The 13,719-nt window shown below is 73.2% G+C and carries 17 protein-coding genes and 3 tRNA genes; 8 read left to right on the top strand and 12 right to left on the bottom strand.

The features are described from left to right. Positions 1-5: 5 nt before the first annotated feature. Positions 6-1,088 (top strand): adenosine deaminase, encoded by a 1,083-nt coding sequence (locus tag ACZ3IJ_RS12730; RefSeq protein ID WP_467467703.1) that lies wholly within the window; start codon positions 6-8, stop codon positions 1,086-1,088. On the opposite strand, the gene ACZ3IJ_RS12725 is transcribed toward ACZ3IJ_RS12730, so the two are convergent. After that, on the bottom strand, positions 1,085-1,684 hold the full coding sequence (locus ACZ3IJ_RS12725; protein WP_467467702.1) for a TetR/AcrR family transcriptional regulator: 600 nt from the start codon (positions 1,682-1,684) through the stop codon (positions 1,085-1,087). The two genes, ACZ3IJ_RS12730 and ACZ3IJ_RS12725, sit on opposite strands and share 4 nt — an antisense overlap. Positions 1,685-1,775: 91 nt before the next feature. Between ACZ3IJ_RS12725 and ACZ3IJ_RS12720 the strand changes: the two genes are divergently transcribed. Continuing rightward, positions 1,776-2,417: an NAD(P)-dependent oxidoreductase gene (locus tag ACZ3IJ_RS12720; RefSeq protein ID WP_467467701.1), complete on the top strand. Its 642-nt coding sequence runs from the start codon at positions 1,776-1,778 to the stop codon at positions 2,415-2,417. A gap of 23 nt (positions 2,418-2,440) precedes the next feature. Here ACZ3IJ_RS12720 and ACZ3IJ_RS12715 read toward each other — a convergent pair whose 3' ends face one another. From ACZ3IJ_RS12715 to ACZ3IJ_RS12680, 8 genes are all read right to left on the bottom strand, one after another. Continuing rightward, the gene (locus tag ACZ3IJ_RS12715) at positions 2,441-3,364 is read right to left on the bottom strand and encodes a hypothetical protein (RefSeq protein WP_467467700.1); all 924 of its coding nucleotides are present in this window, start codon (positions 3,362-3,364) and stop codon (positions 2,441-2,443) included. Next, on the bottom strand, positions 3,364-3,927 hold the full coding sequence (locus ACZ3IJ_RS12710) for a SigE family RNA polymerase sigma factor (protein WP_467467699.1): 564 nt from the start codon (positions 3,925-3,927) through the stop codon (positions 3,364-3,366). Before ACZ3IJ_RS12710 ends, ACZ3IJ_RS12715 begins: the two co-directional genes overlap by 1 nt. 92 nt (positions 3,928-4,019) lie before the next feature. After that, the gene (locus tag ACZ3IJ_RS12705; RefSeq protein ID WP_467467698.1) at positions 4,020-5,078 is read right to left on the bottom strand and encodes a UDP-N-acetylmuramate dehydrogenase; all 1,059 of its coding nucleotides are present in this window, start codon (positions 5,076-5,078) and stop codon (positions 4,020-4,022) included. Between the two features lie 690 nt (positions 5,079-5,768). After that, positions 5,769-6,197: a MaoC family dehydratase gene (locus tag ACZ3IJ_RS12700; protein ID WP_467467697.1), complete on the bottom strand. Its 429-nt coding sequence runs from the start codon at positions 6,195-6,197 to the stop codon at positions 5,769-5,771. 3 nt (positions 6,198-6,200) lie between these two features. Next, positions 6,201-6,653, bottom strand: a complete 453-nt coding sequence (locus ACZ3IJ_RS12695) for an FAS1-like dehydratase domain-containing protein (RefSeq protein ID WP_467467696.1) — start codon at positions 6,651-6,653, stop codon at positions 6,201-6,203. An 82-nt stretch (positions 6,654-6,735) separates the two neighbouring features. Beyond that, positions 6,736-6,900: a 50S ribosomal protein L33 gene (gene rpmG / locus ACZ3IJ_RS12690; protein ID WP_003956487.1), complete on the bottom strand. Its 165-nt coding sequence runs from the start codon at positions 6,898-6,900 to the stop codon at positions 6,736-6,738. A gap of 88 nt (positions 6,901-6,988) precedes the next feature. Beyond that, positions 6,989-7,061: transfer RNA gene (locus tag ACZ3IJ_RS12685), tRNA-Met, on the bottom strand. Positions 7,062-7,105: 44 nt separating this feature from the next. After that, positions 7,106-7,178: transfer RNA gene (locus tag ACZ3IJ_RS12680), tRNA-Thr, on the bottom strand. Positions 7,179-7,430: 252 nt separating this feature from the next. Between ACZ3IJ_RS12680 and ACZ3IJ_RS12675 the strand changes: the two genes are divergently transcribed. Both ACZ3IJ_RS12675 and ACZ3IJ_RS12670 read left to right on the top strand, forming a co-directional pair. Then, on the top strand, positions 7,431-8,711 hold the full coding sequence (locus ACZ3IJ_RS12675) for an amidohydrolase family protein (RefSeq protein ID WP_467467695.1): 1,281 nt from the start codon (positions 7,431-7,433) through the stop codon (positions 8,709-8,711). Between the two features lie 2 nt (positions 8,712-8,713). After that, positions 8,714-9,370, top strand: coding sequence for an NAD(P)H-binding protein (locus tag ACZ3IJ_RS12670; protein ID WP_467467694.1), 657 nt, complete (start codon positions 8,714-8,716; stop codon positions 9,368-9,370). Between the two features lie 21 nt (positions 9,371-9,391). Here ACZ3IJ_RS12670 and ACZ3IJ_RS12665 read toward each other — a convergent pair whose 3' ends face one another. Both ACZ3IJ_RS12665 and ACZ3IJ_RS12660 read right to left on the bottom strand, forming a co-directional pair. After that, positions 9,392-9,955, bottom strand: a complete 564-nt coding sequence (locus ACZ3IJ_RS12665; RefSeq protein ID WP_467467693.1) for a dihydrofolate reductase family protein — start codon at positions 9,953-9,955, stop codon at positions 9,392-9,394. A 126-nt stretch (positions 9,956-10,081) separates the two neighbouring features. Further along, positions 10,082-10,163, bottom strand: a tRNA-Tyr gene (locus ACZ3IJ_RS12660). Positions 10,164-10,344: 181 nt separating this feature from the next. Here ACZ3IJ_RS12660 and ACZ3IJ_RS12655 point away from each other — a divergent pair. From ACZ3IJ_RS12655 to ACZ3IJ_RS12645, 3 genes are all read left to right on the top strand, one after another. Then, positions 10,345-10,833: a YajQ family cyclic di-GMP-binding protein gene (locus ACZ3IJ_RS12655; protein WP_147980723.1), complete on the top strand. Its 489-nt coding sequence runs from the start codon at positions 10,345-10,347 to the stop codon at positions 10,831-10,833. A 91-nt stretch (positions 10,834-10,924) separates the two neighbouring features. Beyond that, positions 10,925-11,419: a methylated-DNA--[protein]-cysteine S-methyltransferase gene (locus tag ACZ3IJ_RS12650; RefSeq protein WP_467467692.1), complete on the top strand. Its 495-nt coding sequence runs from the start codon at positions 10,925-10,927 to the stop codon at positions 11,417-11,419. After that, the gene (locus ACZ3IJ_RS12645; RefSeq protein WP_467467691.1) at positions 11,419-12,045 is read left to right on the top strand and encodes an alpha-ketoglutarate-dependent dioxygenase AlkB family protein; all 627 of its coding nucleotides are present in this window, start codon (positions 11,419-11,421) and stop codon (positions 12,043-12,045) included. The genes ACZ3IJ_RS12650 and ACZ3IJ_RS12645 overlap by 1 nt, the downstream gene beginning before the upstream one ends. An 81-nt stretch (positions 12,046-12,126) precedes the next feature. On the opposite strand, the gene ACZ3IJ_RS12640 is transcribed toward ACZ3IJ_RS12645, so the two are convergent. Further along, complete coding sequence (locus tag ACZ3IJ_RS12640) at positions 12,127-12,396, bottom strand: GlsB/YeaQ/YmgE family stress response membrane protein (RefSeq protein WP_383168377.1); 270 nt, start codon at positions 12,394-12,396, stop codon at positions 12,127-12,129. A 57-nt stretch (positions 12,397-12,453) separates the two neighbouring features. On the opposite strand from ACZ3IJ_RS12640, the gene ACZ3IJ_RS12635 reads away from it, so the two are divergent. Then, the gene (locus tag ACZ3IJ_RS12635) at positions 12,454-13,698 is read left to right on the top strand and encodes an APC family permease (RefSeq protein WP_467467690.1); all 1,245 of its coding nucleotides are present in this window, start codon (positions 12,454-12,456) and stop codon (positions 13,696-13,698) included. The last annotated feature ends 21 nt before the right edge of the window (positions 13,699-13,719 follow it).

Raw genomic sequence — 13,719 nt, 5'->3', positions numbered from 1 at the left:
CTTCAATGGAGCACGTTTCCGAGCACGTTTCCCCGTACGTTTCCGAGCGCCCTTCCGGTCAGGCCGTCCGCGACATCGGCCTGCTGCCGAAGGCGCATCTGCATCTGCACTTCACCGGCTCGATGCGGTCCACCACGCTCATCGAGCTCGCGGACAAGTACGGCGTCCATCTCCCGGAGGCGCTGAGCAGCGGCACACCGCCGAAGCTGCGGGCCACCGACGAGCGCGGCTGGTTCCGCTTCCAGCGGCTGTACGACATCGCCCGCTCCTGCCTGCGGGAGCCCGAGGACATCCAGCGTCTGGTGCGCGAGGCGGCCCAGGAGGACGTGCGGGACGGCTCGGGGTGGCTGGAGATCCAGGTCGACCCGACCTCGTACGCCCCGCTGCTCGGCGGACTGATCCCGGCGATGGAGATCATCCTCGACGCGGTCGACGCGGCCGTGCGCGAGACGGGGCTCGGAATGCGGGTCCTGGTGGCGGCGAACCGGATGAAGCACCCGCTGGAGGCCCGTACGCTCGCCCGGCTCGCGGTGCGGTACGCGGAGCGGGGCGTGGTCGGCTTCGGGCTCTCCAACGACGAGCGCCGCGGCATGGCCCGCGACTTCGACCGCGCCTTCGCCATCGCCCGCGAGGGCGGTCTGCTCGCGGCCCCGCACGGCGGTGAGCTGACGGGTCCGGCGTCGGTACGGGACTGCCTGGACGACCTCAGGGCGGCACGGATCGGCCACGGGGTACGGGCGGCGGAGGACCCCCGGGTGCTGCGCAAGCTCGCCGAGAAGGGCGTGACCTGCGAGGTCTGCCCGGCGTCGAACGTGGCGCTGGGGGTCTACGAGAAGCACGAGGACGTCCCGCTGCGCGCGCTCTTCGAGGCCGGCGTCCCGATGGCCCTGGGCGCGGACGACCCGCTGCTCTTCGGGTCGCGGCTCGCGGCGCAGTACGAGATCGCCCGCCGGCACCACGCCTTCACGGACGTGGAGCTGGCCGAGCTGGCACGCCAGTCGATCCGCGGCTCGGCGGCGCCCGAGGACGTCCGCGAGAAGCTCCTCTCGGGCGTCGACGACTGGCTGGCGGTTCCGGCGGCCGCCTAGGGCCCGATGCCCGCCATGAGCGTGCGCGCGACGGAGGCTGCGAAGGTGTCGACGTCCTGCGGGGGTCGGCCGTCGGCGGTCATCTCCCAGGCGAACGCGCGCTGGGCACAGGCGCCCAGGAGCAGTGAGGCGGCGGCGAGCGGGTCCGCGGCGGGGCCGATGCGGCCGTGCTGCTGCTCGGAGTGGAGGTAGGCGGCGACCCCCTCGATCGGCCGGTGCGGGCCGACGCCGAGTTCGCGCAGGATGTCGTCGTGGCGCCGCTTGAGGCTCGGCTCGGCGTACAGCGAGGCGACGATCGGGAACGTCTGCTCGTAGAAGAGCGCGGCCTGGCGGGCGATCTCGGTGAGGTTCTCCTCGACGCCGCGGCCGCCGGGGTCGGTGACGAGGGTGCCGAGGAGCCCGCCGAGCTGGGGCAGCCGTTCGTTGAGGACAGTGACGAACAGGTCCTCCTTGCTCGGGAAGTACTTGTAGAGCGCCGCCTCCGAGCAGCCCGCCTCCTTGGCGATCTCCTTCGTCGTCGTGCGGGCCAGGCCCGCGGTGCGCATGAGGCGGTGGGCCGCGTCGATGATCCGGACGCGGGTCGGCTTCTGTTCCATGCATGCTCCAAACACACTTGACGGGTGAGTGAGTACCCACCCACCCTAGGGGTGAGTAAACACTTACCCACCCTCCTCAGGAAGGCGTGACATGAAGCTCACCGTCTTTGGAGCGACCGGCGGAGTCGGCCGGGAGATCGTCCGCCAGGCCCTCGCCGAAGGCCACGACGTGACGGCCGTCGTACGGGACCCGACGCGGTTCGCCGTCACGGGGGTCACGGGCGAGCGCCTGGACGTCTACCGCGCGGACCTGGCGGACCCCGACGCGCTGCGCGCGGCTGTGGCCGGCAAGGACGCGGTCCTCTCCGGGCTCGGCGCCCGCACCCGCGCGGACGCCGGCGTCGCCGCGAAGCTCACGCGCTCGGTCCTCGCCGCCATGGACGCCGAGGGCGTCCGGCGCCTCGTCGTGGTCAGCGCCGCGCCGCTCGGCCCCGTCCCGGACGGCCAGTCGATCATCGAGAAGGCCGTGCTCCCGATCATCAACACCCTGTACAAGGACGTCTACGCGGACCTGCGCGTGATGGAGGGCGAGCTCGCGGCGAGCGCCACGGAGTGGACCTCCGTACGCCCGCCCAAGCTCACGAACAAGCCCGTCACCGGCCGCTACCGCACGGTCGTCGGCGGCACCCCGCCCCGCGGCCGCACCCTGGCCCGCGCGGACGTCGCCCACGCCATGCTGGCGACGCTCGCCGACCCGGCCACGGTCAAGCAGGCCGTGGGGGTGGCGTACTGAAGGGCGGGGGCACGCGGCGGCGACTACCCGCAGTCGTCACCCCGGGCCTCCACCGGGCCGTACGTGGTCGTCCTCGGGGTCTCCTCGGCCCCGGCGGGCCACTCCAGCACCGCCGTCCGCTCGGAGGTCAGGGTCATGAAGGCGGCCAGCGGAAGTTCGTTCGCCCAGTCGACGTGCGTCTCCGTCCGCCCCTCACTCCGGGCGCGCCACAGACGGCCCGCGAAGACCGCGTAGCGCGTCCCGCACTCCTTGGTCATGTCGTACGGGTAGCGGACGTTCCGCTCCGGGCGCTCGGGGCCGAGGGTGGCGGCGGGGGCGTCCCCGTACCGCCGCTCCGGTTCCGCGCCGAGGCACTCCGGCGCGGGTCCGGCCAGCGGCCGGAAGCGGAGTGCGGGCAGCGCGGCGGGTGTCTCCGTCTCGAAGACGGCCGTGTCCGGCTCCGATCGTGACCGCCGTCCGTCCGTCCAGCTCATGAAGCCCCGCGTGCGGTCGTCCGCCCACTGCACCGCGACCGACGATCCTTCGTCGGCCAGCTCCCAGACCCGGCCGCCGAAGACGGCGTACCGGAGGTCGCAGACGGCGGAGAGGTCGTAGCGGTAGCGGACGCCCTCGACCGGCCGCCTCGGCCCGGTGTCCAGGGGGTCGTGGGCGCCGGACGGGGGCTGGGGCGCGTACTTCCCGTCGTACGGACGGGTGGGGGTGACCGGCCCCGCGGTCGGGCCCGAGGGCGGAGCCGGACCGTCCTTCCCTCCGACGACGAGGACGGAGCCGCCGGCCACCAGGAGCGTGGCCGCTCCTGCCGCGAGCGAGCGCCGTAGGTGCCGGATGCGCCGTCCCCGTGCCACGACGGTGGCGACGGGCGCGGGCCCGGCGCCGGCCTCCCGGTCGCCGCCGGCGAGATCACGCAGCCCACGCCTCAGCCTCAGTAGTGCGTCGGAGTCGTCCATCACATGCCCCTTCCCGCGTAACCGGCGAGCGCGCCCGCGGCGCGCAGCCGTGCCAGGGCCCTGTTGGTCCGGCTCTTGACCGTCCCGGGCGAGCAGCCGAGCAGCTCGGCCGTCTGTTCCACGGACAGGTCCTCGTAGAAGCGGAGCACCACCACCGCGCGCTGTGCGCGGGGCAGGGCGGCGAGGGCGCGGGCGAGTTCGAGGCGCGCGTCGGCGCCGCCGGCCATGTCGTCGCTTCCGGGCGCGGGCGCGCCGTCGTGCGCGGGGCGTACGACTTCGGTGTGCCAGCGACGGCGGCGCCAGGTCGCGTAGAGGTTGACGACGACCTTCCGGGCGTACGCCCGGGGCGATTCCCAGCCCGCCGAGCCGCCCCAGCGCAGATAGACCCTGACCAGCGCGGCCTGGACGAGGTCCTCGGCGGCGTGCGGGTCGCCGGTCAGGAGCCGGGCGGTGCGCAGGAGCGAGGCGTACGCCGACACGGCGAACTCCTCGAAGCCGGCGGACTCGGTGAGCTCGGTGCGCTCGCCGAGCTCGATGAGCTCCGGTGGGCCCGTCCCCTCCACGACTCCCCCTCGGCGAGCGGTGCGGCCCCGCTTCCCGGGAGCCTGTCACCCACTCGACAACCTGGGGAACCCGGAGGGTTCCACGGACCCGCTCAGATGCTGACGCCCACGGTGACCGGCTCGTTGACGAGCGTGATCCCGAACGCGTCCCGTACGCCCGCGACGACCTCGCGGGCGAGCGCCAGGAGGTCCTCGGTGGTGGCCTCGCCCCGGTTGGTGAGGGCGAGGGTGTGCTTGGTGGAGATACGGGCGGGGCCGGAGCCGTAGCCCTTGGTGAAGCCGGCCTTGTCGATGAGCCAGGCGGCGGACGTCTTGACGTCGCCGTCCGCTCCCGCGGGGAAGGCCGGCGGGGTCACGTCGTCGCCGAGCCGCTCGGCGACGCGGGCGAGGAAGGTCTCGTACTGGGCCGCCGTGAGGATCGGGTTGGTGAAGAAGGAGCCGGCCGACCAGGTGTCGTGGTCGTCGGGGTCCAGGACCATGCCCTTCCCGGCGCGCAGCCTCAGGACGGTCTCCCGGGCCTGCGCGAGCGGGACGCGGTCACCGGCCTCGACGCCGAGGGCGCGGGCGGTCTCCGCGTACTTGACCGGCGCGGAGAGCCCCGCCGCGTCCTCCAGCTCGAAGCGGACGCGCAGCACGACGTAGCGCTCCGGGTCGGCCTTGAAGCGGCTGTGACGGTAGGAGAACGCGCAGTCGGCGTTGGCGAGGGTGACGGTCTCGTCGGCCCGGCGGTCGTAGGCGACGACCTCGGTGATGGTGGCGGAGACCTCCTGGCCGTACGCGCCGACGTTCTGGATCGGCGTCGCTCCGGCCGAGCCGGGGATCCCGGCGAGGCACTCGATCCCGGCGAGCCCCGCCTCGACGGTCCGCGCCACGGCGTCGGTCCAGACCTCGCCGGCGGCGAGCTCCAGCGTGGTCCCGTCGAGCGCGAAGCCCTTGGTCGCGATGCGCAGCGCGGTCCCGTCGAACCCCTTGTCGCCGATGACCAGATTGGACCCGCCGCCGACGACGAGCAGCGGCGTCCCGGCGGCGTCCGCCGCACGGACGACGGCGATCACCTCGTCATCGGTGGTCGCCGTGACAAGCCGGACCGCGGGCCCGCCGAGCCGGAAGGTGGTCAGGGGGGCGAGGGGAGCGTCGTGGAGTTCCTGCACGCGCTCAAGAGTACGGGGCGCATTGCGTAGGCCATGCGATACGGCTGGGGGCGGTCCGTCCCCCGACGCCGCTCCCAGCCGGTACCGGCTGGGAGCCCGGCCCCGCGGCCCCACCGGGGCGGACCCTCTGCCCGAGGCGAGCACCCGCGAGCCGGAGGCCCGACCCGCCCCCGGTCCCCCGGCCTGGGGCGAGAGCCCGGGAAGCCCTCGCTCACGGGTCGAGGGCCTCCCGGCCCCTCGCCCCGGGAGCACCGCCCGTGCGCCCCAGACGCCGACCCGCCCCCGCACCGCCGAACCCGGGCCGGGGAGGCCGGGGACGCCGGTGCGCGGACGTCCCCCACGCGCCGAAGGCGGGTCGGGGACGCGGGCAGGCCCGCGTGCGCGGAGGCCGGCTCGCCGGGCGCGGTCGTCGCGCGAGGCCGGCTCCGCCGGGGCCAACAGCCCCCGTGTCGCCACGCCCCCCGTATTCGCCACACCCCGGGTATTCGCCACACCCCGGGTCGCGAACGCCCCGGCGCCGGCGTCACACCTGGGCGAGTCGGCTGTCCTTCCGGGTCTCCGGGGCGTTCCGGGGACGGCCCGGTGCGGCCGCCGCGCCTCGGGATGCTGGGGGCGGCCGCTCTCCGCGGCCACCCGACCCCCGGACCGGGGCACCGACTCCCGGAGCCGGTCACCCGCCCCCGCAAGCGGCTACGCGAGCCTGACCACGGCCCGGGACACGCCCAGGACCTTCTGCCCGGCCGACTTCGCGAGCAGGTCCACCCGGACCAGCCCGTCGTCCAGCTTCGCCGCGACCTTGGCGCCGACCTCGATCACCGCGCCCTCGTCGTCGTTCGGCACGATCACCGGCTTGGTGAACCGCACGCCGTACTCGACGACGGCCGCCGGGTCGCCGACCCAGTCGGTCACGACCCGGATCGCCTCGGCCATGGTGAACATGCCGTGCGCGATGACGTCCGGCAGGCCGACCTCGCGCGCGAACTTCTCGTTCCAGTGGATCGGGTTGAAGTCCCCGGAGGCGCCCGCGTACTGCACCAGCGTGGCGCGCGTCACGGGGAAGGACTGCGCCGGCAGCTCGGTGCCGACCTCGACCTCGTCGTAAGCGATCTTCGCTGCCATGACTCAGGCCTCCTCGGGCGCGCGCGAGACGAGCTTGGTCCAGGCGGTCACGACGTGCTCGCCGGTCTCGTCGTGGACCTCGCCGCGGATGTCCAGGATGTCGTTGCCGGCCATCGTCTTGATCGCCTCGATGGTCGAGACGACCGAGAGCCGGTCCCCCGCCCGCACCGGCCGGGTGTACACGAACTTCTGGTCGCCGTGCACGACGCGGTCGTAGTCCAGGCCCAGCTGCGGGTCCTCGACGACCTGCCCGGCCGCCTTGAACGTGATCGCGAACACAAAGGTCGGCGGAGCGATCACATCGGGGTGACCGAGCGTCTTCGCCGCTTCCTGATCGACATACGCGGGATTCGCGTCGCCGATCGCCTCGGCGAACTCGCGGATCTTCTCGCGTCCGACCTCGTAGGGCGTGGTGGGCGGATAGGTCCGGCCCACGAAGGACTGGTCGAGCGCCATGGACTCGATACCTCCTGGATTTGTTGCCGACAAACGACACGAGGCCGCCCCCTGGTGGGGACGGCCTCGTGTACGAGCCTGATTAACGCGTCTCGCGGTGCGCGGTGTGCGAGTTGCAGCGAGGGCAGTGCTTCTTCATCTCAAGACGGTCCGGGTTGTTACGCCGGTTCTTCTTGGTGATGTAGTTCCGCTCCTTGCACTCCACGCAGGCCAGCGTGATCTTCGGGCGGACGTCGGTGGCAGCCACGTGAGTGCTCCTTGACGGACGGATGGACGGATGAACGCATAGAAGAGTAGCCGATCGCAGGACCGACCCCACAATCGGCTACTGTCTGTAGCGGTGACCGGACTTGAACCGGTGACACAGCGATTATGAGCCGCTTGCTCTACCGACTGAGCTACACCGCTTTGATGGTCCGGATCCCGCCGGGAGGCGGGTTCCTTCTCACCAGAGCCCCAATACGGAATCGAACCGTAGACCTTCTCCTTACCATGGAGACGCTCTACCGACTGAGCTATTGGGGCGAGCGATGAAGACATTACACGCTCCTCCGCCGATCGCCCAAATCCGTTTCGAGGCCCCCACAGACGGGCACGCGCGCGGGCCTGCCACCCCCGCCCCGTGGGCCACTCGCGCGCCCCAGGTACGCCACTCGTGGCCTCATCAGTACGACTATTGCGCTCCTCCTCGAAGGGCGGCCGGACCGCCCCTAGGCTCGGCCCCACGCTGCGTGATCTTGATCTTGAGCTTGAATTTGAGGAGCCTTGAGGAGCCCGATGTCAGCCGACAGCAAGCAGCCCCAGCCGCCGCCCGAGGACCGGTCCGCTGCCACCGCCGACTCCACCTCGCTCCTGCTCTCCAACGCCCGCCTCACCGACGGCCGGACGGTGGACGTCCGGCTCGGCGGCGGCCGGATCGAGGCCGTCGGAACGGCGGGCAGCCTGACGGCCGTCGGCGCCCGCGTCGACCTGGCCGGCTATCTGCTGCTCCCCGCGCCCGCCGAGCCGCACGCCCACGCCGACACCGCCCTCAGCGCCGACACCCCGGGCCCGGTCTCGTACGCCCCCGAGGAGGTCCAGCGGCGGGCCACGGAGGCCGCGCTGCTCCAGCTCGGCCACGGCGCCACCGCGCAGCGCGCGCACGTCCGGATCGGCGACGTCCACGGGCTCGGCCCGCTCGAGGCGGTGCTCCAGGCCCGGCGCTCACTGCGCGGTCTGGTGGACCTGACCGCGGTCGCGGTGCCCCGCCTCCTGACGGGCGCGGCCGGCGCGGACGGCCTCGCGATGCTGCGGGACGCGGTGAAGATGGGCGCGAGCGTGGTGGGCGGCTGCCCGGACCTCGACCCCGACCCGGCCGGGTACGTGGAGGCGGTCCTGGAGGTGGCGGCCGAGCAGGGCTGCCCGGTGGACCTGCACACGGACGCGGACGACCCGGCGCGGCTCGCCCGGTTCGCGGCCATGGCGGGCGGACTGCGCCCCGGAGTGACGATCGGCCCGTGCGCGGGGCTCTCCCGGCTCCCGTCGGACGTGGGGCGGCGGGCCGCGGACCAGCTGGCTGCGGCCGGCGTGACGGTCGTCTGCCTGCCGCAGGGCGGCTGCGGAGCGACGGAGCGGCGCGGGACGGCACCGGTCCGGCTGCTGCGGGCCGCGGGCGTGCGGCTCGCGGCCGGCGGTGGAGCGCTGCGGGACGTCTCCAACCCGGTGGGGCGCGGGGACCCGCTGGAGGCCGCCTATCTGCTGGCCTCGCTCGGCGGGCTGCCGGCGGAGGACGCGTACGGGGCGGTGAGCGCGGCGGCGCGTACGGCGATGGGGCTGACCGAGGTACGGGTGGAGGCCGGGTTCCCCGCCGAACTGCTCGCCGTGCGCGGCGAACGCCTCTCGGGCGTGCTGTCCCTCGCGTACAGCCGGATCGTCGTGCACCGGGGGCGGGTGGTGGCCCGGACCAGCGCGGTCCGTGAGTACTGCGACTCGGCGGCGGCGCTCGATCTGCCGCGCCAGGCACGGCCGGAACGCCCGGAGCCGGGAAGCCCTCCGGCCGGTCCCGTCGTACGGTCGTGAGTATGCGCATTGTCATCGCTGGAGGACACGGTCAGATCGCCCTTCGCCTGGAGCGCCTGCTCTCGGCGGCGGGACACGAGCCGGCGGGGCTCATCCGCAGACCCGAACAGGCCGACGACCTGCGCGCGGCGGGTGCGGAGCCGATCGTCCTGGACCTGGAGTCGGCGACGGTGGAGGAGGTCGCCGCGGCACTGCAGGGCGCCGACGCGGCGGTCTTCGCGGCCGGCGCGGGACCGGGAAGCGGCCTGGACCGCAAGGACTCGGTGGACCGCGCGGCCGCGGTGCTCTTCGCGGACGCGGCTGAACGGGCGGGCGTACGCCGGTACATCGTCGTCTCCTCGATGGGCGCGGACTCCGCCCACGAGGGCGACGAGGTCTTCGACGCCTACCTGCGCGCCAAGGGCGCGGCAGACGACTCCGTACGCGCCCGCAGGGGTCTGGACTGGACGATCCTGCGCCCCGGCATGCTCACGAACGACGCGGGCACGGGCCTGGTCCACCTCCAGGCTTCGACGGGCCGCGGCCCGATCCCCCGCGACGACGTGGCGGCGGTCCTGTCCGAACTCCTCGACACCCCGGGCACGGCGGGCCTGACGCTGGAACTGATCGGCGGCTCCACTCCGGTGACGGTGGCGGTGAAGGCGGTGGCGGGCGAGTAGCCCCGCACCCGGCTGCCTCCGCTACCGCACCACGCGGTGGCGGAGGTAGACGACCCTCGGCCCGAAGGTGCGGGACTCGACGAGTTCGAGGTCCACCCGGCGCTCGTCCCGGGGGAAGAACGGGATGCCGCCGCCGACCAACACCGGGTAGACCATGGCCCGGTACTCGTCGATCAGCCCGGCGGCGGCCGCCTGGGCGGCGAGGGTCGCGCCGCCGATCGCGATCTCGCCCTCCCCCGGCTCGGCCCGCAGCCGCTCGATCTCCTCGGCCACACTCCCGGAAGCCAGGCGGGCGTTGCCCCGCACCTCGGAGAGCGTGGTGGAGAACACCACCTTCGGAAGCGGATTCCAGACCGAGATCCACTCGCGCTCGGCGTCGTCGAGCTCGGCGTCCTGTTCGGCGGTCTCCCAGTACAGCATCGTCTCGTACAGCCGCCGGCCCATCAGATGGACGCCGACCTCCCGGATGTCGTCGATCCAGAAGCGGAAGACCTCCGCGTCGGGGCCGCCCCAGTCGAAGCCCCCGTCGGGCCCGACGATGTAGCCGTCGAGCGAGACGTTCATCCCGTAGGTCACGCTGCGCATCAGAAGCCCTCCTCGGCATCGGTCTCGCCATCTATGACCCCCGACGCCCCCGGAACTCATCGCTCCACGCACAGCAGAACGGCCCCTGATCAACGTTTCCGCTGATCAGGGGCCGTTCTTATCGCGTGGCGGCGCCAGGATTCGAACCTGGGTAGGCTAAGCCGACGGATTTACAGTCCGCTCCCATTGGCCACTCGGGCACACCGCCATGGGATGTCGCTGCTCGGAGCCGCTTTTCGGCGGTGCTCCGTGGCAACGACGTAAACGATACCTGATCCTCCGGGGTGCTTCGCCACCGGATTGATCAGCGGTTCGGACGCGATCCGATGACTAGGCTTGGCGCCGTACGCCACGCAACCGCATCGCATCCGAGCAAGGAGCCACACGTCATGGCCGACTCCAGTTTCGACATCGTCTCCAAGGTCGAGCGGCAGGAGGTCGACAACGCCCTCAACCAGGCCGCGAAGGAGATCTCGCAGCGCTACGACTTCAAGGGCACCGACGCCTCGATCTCCTGGTCGGGCGAGAAGATCCTCATGCAGGCGAACGGCGAGGAGCGCGTGAAGGCGATCCTCGACATCTTCGAGACCAAGCTGATCAAGCGCGGGATCTCGCTCAAGTCGCTGGACGCGGGTGAGCCGCAGCTCTCCGGCAAGGAGTACAAGATCTTCGCCACGATCGAGGAGGGCATCTCCCAGGAGAACGCCAAGAAGGTCGCGAAGGCCATCCGCGACGAGGGCCCCAAGGGCGTCAAGGCACAGGTCCAGGGCGACGAGCTGCGGGTCAGCTCGAAGAGCCGGGACGACCTGCAGGCCGTGCAGGCGCTGCTCAAGGGCAAGGACTTCGACTTCGCGATCCAGTTCGTGAACTACCGGTAGCCTCACCAGCTGCGTGTCCGAATACCGCCAGCCCTCGGGCGGGCGAGCCTCGCACACTGGACGAGTGGTGAGCGCGAGGAGAGGAACCGCCATGACCGTGTACGCGTACGTCGACGGGCCCCTGGGCCGGATGCTGCTCGTCGGGCGGGGCGGCGAGGACGGCGGGCGGACCGCGCTGGTCTCGCTGTCGCTGCCCGGGCAGAAGGGCGGTGCCGCCGTCGAGGACGGCTGGCGGCACGCGCCCGAGGTCTTCCAGGAGATCGCCGGGCAGCTCGACGAGTACTTCGCGGGCCGGCGGGAGCGGTTCGACATCCCGTTCGCGCAGAGCGGTACGGAGTTCCAGCGGCGCGTCTGGAGCGCCCTGGAGGAGATCCCGTACGGCGCCACCGTCTCGTACGGGGACATCGCCCGGGCGGTCGGGTCCTCCGGGGCCGGGGTGCGGGCCGTCGGCACCGCGATCGGGCGCAACCCGCTGCTCGTGGTGCGGCCCTGCCACCGCGTCATCGGCGCGGACGGCGGTCTGCGCGGCTACGCGGCCGGCCTGGAGCGCAAGGAGCGGCTGCTCGGCCTGGAGCGGGCCGTGTGATGGACGCGCTCTTTCCGCGCGAGCGCGCGGAGATCGCCCCCGGCGCCGTGCACGTCCCCGGCTGGCTCCCCCCGGAACGGCAGCGGGAGTTGGTGGCCGCCTGCCGTGAGTGGGGGCGCGGGCCCGTCCCGTACCGGCACACCGTGCTGCCGGGCGGCGGGGTGATGTCGGTGCGCTCGCTCTGCCTCGGGCGGCGCTGGGTCCCGTACCGCTATCTGGAAACGGTCGATCTCGAACTGCCCGACTGGCTGCGAGCGCTGGGACGGCGAGCGGTCGCCGAGGTCTACGGGGACGACGGCGGCTTCGCGCCCGACGCGGCTCTCGTGAACTTCTACGACGCGGGCGCGGGCGCGAAGATGGGGCTGCACCAGGACAAGGAGGAGCGGTCCGGTGCGCCGGTGGTGTCGCTGAGCCTCGGCGACCGTTGCGTGTTCCGGTTCGGGAACACCGAAACCCGCGGGAAGCCCTACACGGACGTGGAGTTGTCGTCCGGGGATCTCTTCGTCTTCGGCGGACCCTCGCGCCTCGCGTACCACGGCGTGCCCAAAGTCCTTCCCGGCACGGCCGATCCGGACCTCGGGCTGACCGGGCGGCTCAACATCACGCTGCGGGAGACGGGTCTCTAGGGCGCTCGCTCCCGGGCCACGCCCGCCTCTAGGGCTCTCCGGGGCCACGCCCGCCCCCCGGGGCCGCGCCCGCTCGCGGACTCAGCGCGAGCGCGAGTGGCCGAAGAGGATCCGGTACGCGATCAGCAGCACCAGCGCGCCGCCGATGGCCGAGAGCCAGGTGGCCGTGTCGTAGAAGCCGGTGGTGATCGGACGGTCGAGGAACGTGGACGAGAGCCAGCCGCCGACGAACGCGCCGGCGATGCCGATGACGGTCGTGCCGATGAGACCGCCCGGGTCGCGGCCCGGGAGCAGGACCTTGGCTATGACGCCCGCGAGGAGGCCCAGGACGATCCAGCTGATGACGTTCATGCCGAAGAGGACGCCGGGGGCGCCGGGCGCGGTTGCGGGGCCCGTAGTGTGCGGTGCATGACACAGGGACTGCGCCGCACCCTCGGGGTGTTCGACGCCGTCGTCATCGGGCTCGGCTCGATGGTCGGCGCCGGGATCTTCGTCGCGCTCGGCCCGGCGGCCGAGGCGGCCGGAGCCGGGCTGCTCCCGGCCCTCGGCGTCGCTGCGGTCGTCGCGTACTGCAACGCCATGGCCTCGGCCAGGCTCGCCGCCCTGTACCCCGCCTCCGGCGGCACCTATGTGTACGGTCGCGAACGTCTCGGGGCGTTCTGGGGGTACCTGGCGGGCTGGGCGTTCGTCGTCGGCAAGACGGCCTCGTGCGCGGCGATGGCGCTGACGGCCGGGGCGTACCTGTGGCCCGGGCAGGCGCACGCGGTGGCGGTCGCCGCCGTGGTGGCGCTGACGGCCGTGAACTACGGCGGTGTGCAGAAGTCCGCCCTGCTGACCCGGGCGATCGTGGCGCTGGTCCTGGCCGTCCTGGCGGCCGTGGTCGTCGCCTCGCTGAACTCGGGAGCGGTCGACCCCGGGCGGCTCGCGCTCGACGGCGAGGTGACGGCGAGCGGGATGCTCCAGGCGGCGGGGCTGCTCTTCTTCGCCTTCGCGGGGTACGCGCGGATCGCCACGCTCGGCGAGGAGGTGCGCGACCCGGCCCGGACCATCCCGCGCGCCGTGCCCCTCGCCCTCGGCATCGCGCTGGCCGTCTACGCGGCGGTGGCGGTGAGCGTCCTCGCCGTCCTCGGGCCGCAGGCCCTCGCCGCCTCCCCCGCACCGCTGGCCGACGCGGCCCGGGCGGCGGGCGCCGGGTGGCTGGTCCCCGTGGTCACGGTCGGCGCGGCCGTCGCGGCCCTGGGCTCGCTGCTCTCGCTGATCCTCGGCGTCTCCCGTACGACCCTGGCGATGGCCCGGGACCGGCACCTGCCGTCGGGGCTGGCCGCCGTGCATCCCCGTTCCCAGGTCCCGCACCGGGCCGAGCTCGCAGTGGGCGCGGTGGTGGCCGTGGTGGCGGCCACGGTGGACGTGCGGGGCGCGATCGGCTTCTCGTCCTTCGGCGTCCTGGTCTACTACGGCATCGCCAACGCCTCCGCCTGGACGCTGGGGCGCTCCCGGGGGCGCTCGAACCAGGTGCTCGCCGCGACCGGCCTCGCGGGCTGCGGGGCGCTGGCGTTCGCGCTGCCGCCCGCCTCCGTCCTGGCCGGCGTCGGCGTCCTCGCGGTCGGTACGGTCGCGTACGCGGTCAGCCGGGGGCGGCACACCGGTACGTGAGGGGGTGGGCGGCTCGGGGCT

The sequence above is a fragment of the Streptomyces sp. NPDC013317 genome (assembly GCF_055563155.1).
The sequence above is the reverse complement of the archived record's forward strand: the minus strand, read 5'-3'. Positions and strand labels throughout refer to the sequence as shown.

Bases quoted from the DNA above. Each gene is read 5' to 3' on its own strand.
- ACZ3IJ_RS12730 (WP_467467703.1), top strand. From the start codon at position 6: ATGGAGCACGTTTCCGAGCACGTTTCCCCGTACGTTTCCGAGCGCCCT.
- ACZ3IJ_RS12725 (WP_467467702.1), bottom strand. From the start codon at position 1,684: ATGGAACAGAAGCCGACCCGCGTCCGGATCATCGACGCGGCCCACCGC.
- ACZ3IJ_RS12720 (WP_467467701.1), top strand. From the start codon at position 1,776: ATGAAGCTCACCGTCTTTGGAGCGACCGGCGGAGTCGGCCGGGAGATC.
- ACZ3IJ_RS12715 (WP_467467700.1), bottom strand. From the start codon at position 3,364: ATGGACGACTCCGACGCACTACTGAGGCTGAGGCGTGGGCTGCGTGAT.
- ACZ3IJ_RS12700 (WP_467467697.1), bottom strand. From the start codon at position 6,197: ATGGCAGCGAAGATCGCTTACGACGAGGTCGAGGTCGGCACCGAGCTG.
- ACZ3IJ_RS12695 (WP_467467696.1), bottom strand. From the start codon at position 6,653: ATGGCGCTCGACCAGTCCTTCGTGGGCCGGACCTATCCGCCCACCACG.
- ACZ3IJ_RS12675 (WP_467467695.1), top strand. From the start codon at position 7,431: ATGTCAGCCGACAGCAAGCAGCCCCAGCCGCCGCCCGAGGACCGGTCC.
- ACZ3IJ_RS12670 (WP_467467694.1), top strand. From the start codon at position 8,714: ATGCGCATTGTCATCGCTGGAGGACACGGTCAGATCGCCCTTCGCCTG.
- ACZ3IJ_RS12665 (WP_467467693.1), bottom strand. From the start codon at position 9,955: ATGCGCAGCGTGACCTACGGGATGAACGTCTCGCTCGACGGCTACATC.
- ACZ3IJ_RS12655 (WP_147980723.1), top strand. From the start codon at position 10,345: ATGGCCGACTCCAGTTTCGACATCGTCTCCAAGGTCGAGCGGCAGGAG.
- ACZ3IJ_RS12650 (WP_467467692.1), top strand. From the start codon at position 10,925: ATGACCGTGTACGCGTACGTCGACGGGCCCCTGGGCCGGATGCTGCTC.
- ACZ3IJ_RS12645 (WP_467467691.1), top strand. From the start codon at position 11,419: ATGGACGCGCTCTTTCCGCGCGAGCGCGCGGAGATCGCCCCCGGCGCC.
- ACZ3IJ_RS12640 (WP_383168377.1), bottom strand. From the start codon at position 12,396: ATGAACGTCATCAGCTGGATCGTCCTGGGCCTCCTCGCGGGCGTCATA.
- ACZ3IJ_RS12635 (WP_467467690.1), top strand. From the start codon at position 12,454: ATGACACAGGGACTGCGCCGCACCCTCGGGGTGTTCGACGCCGTCGTC.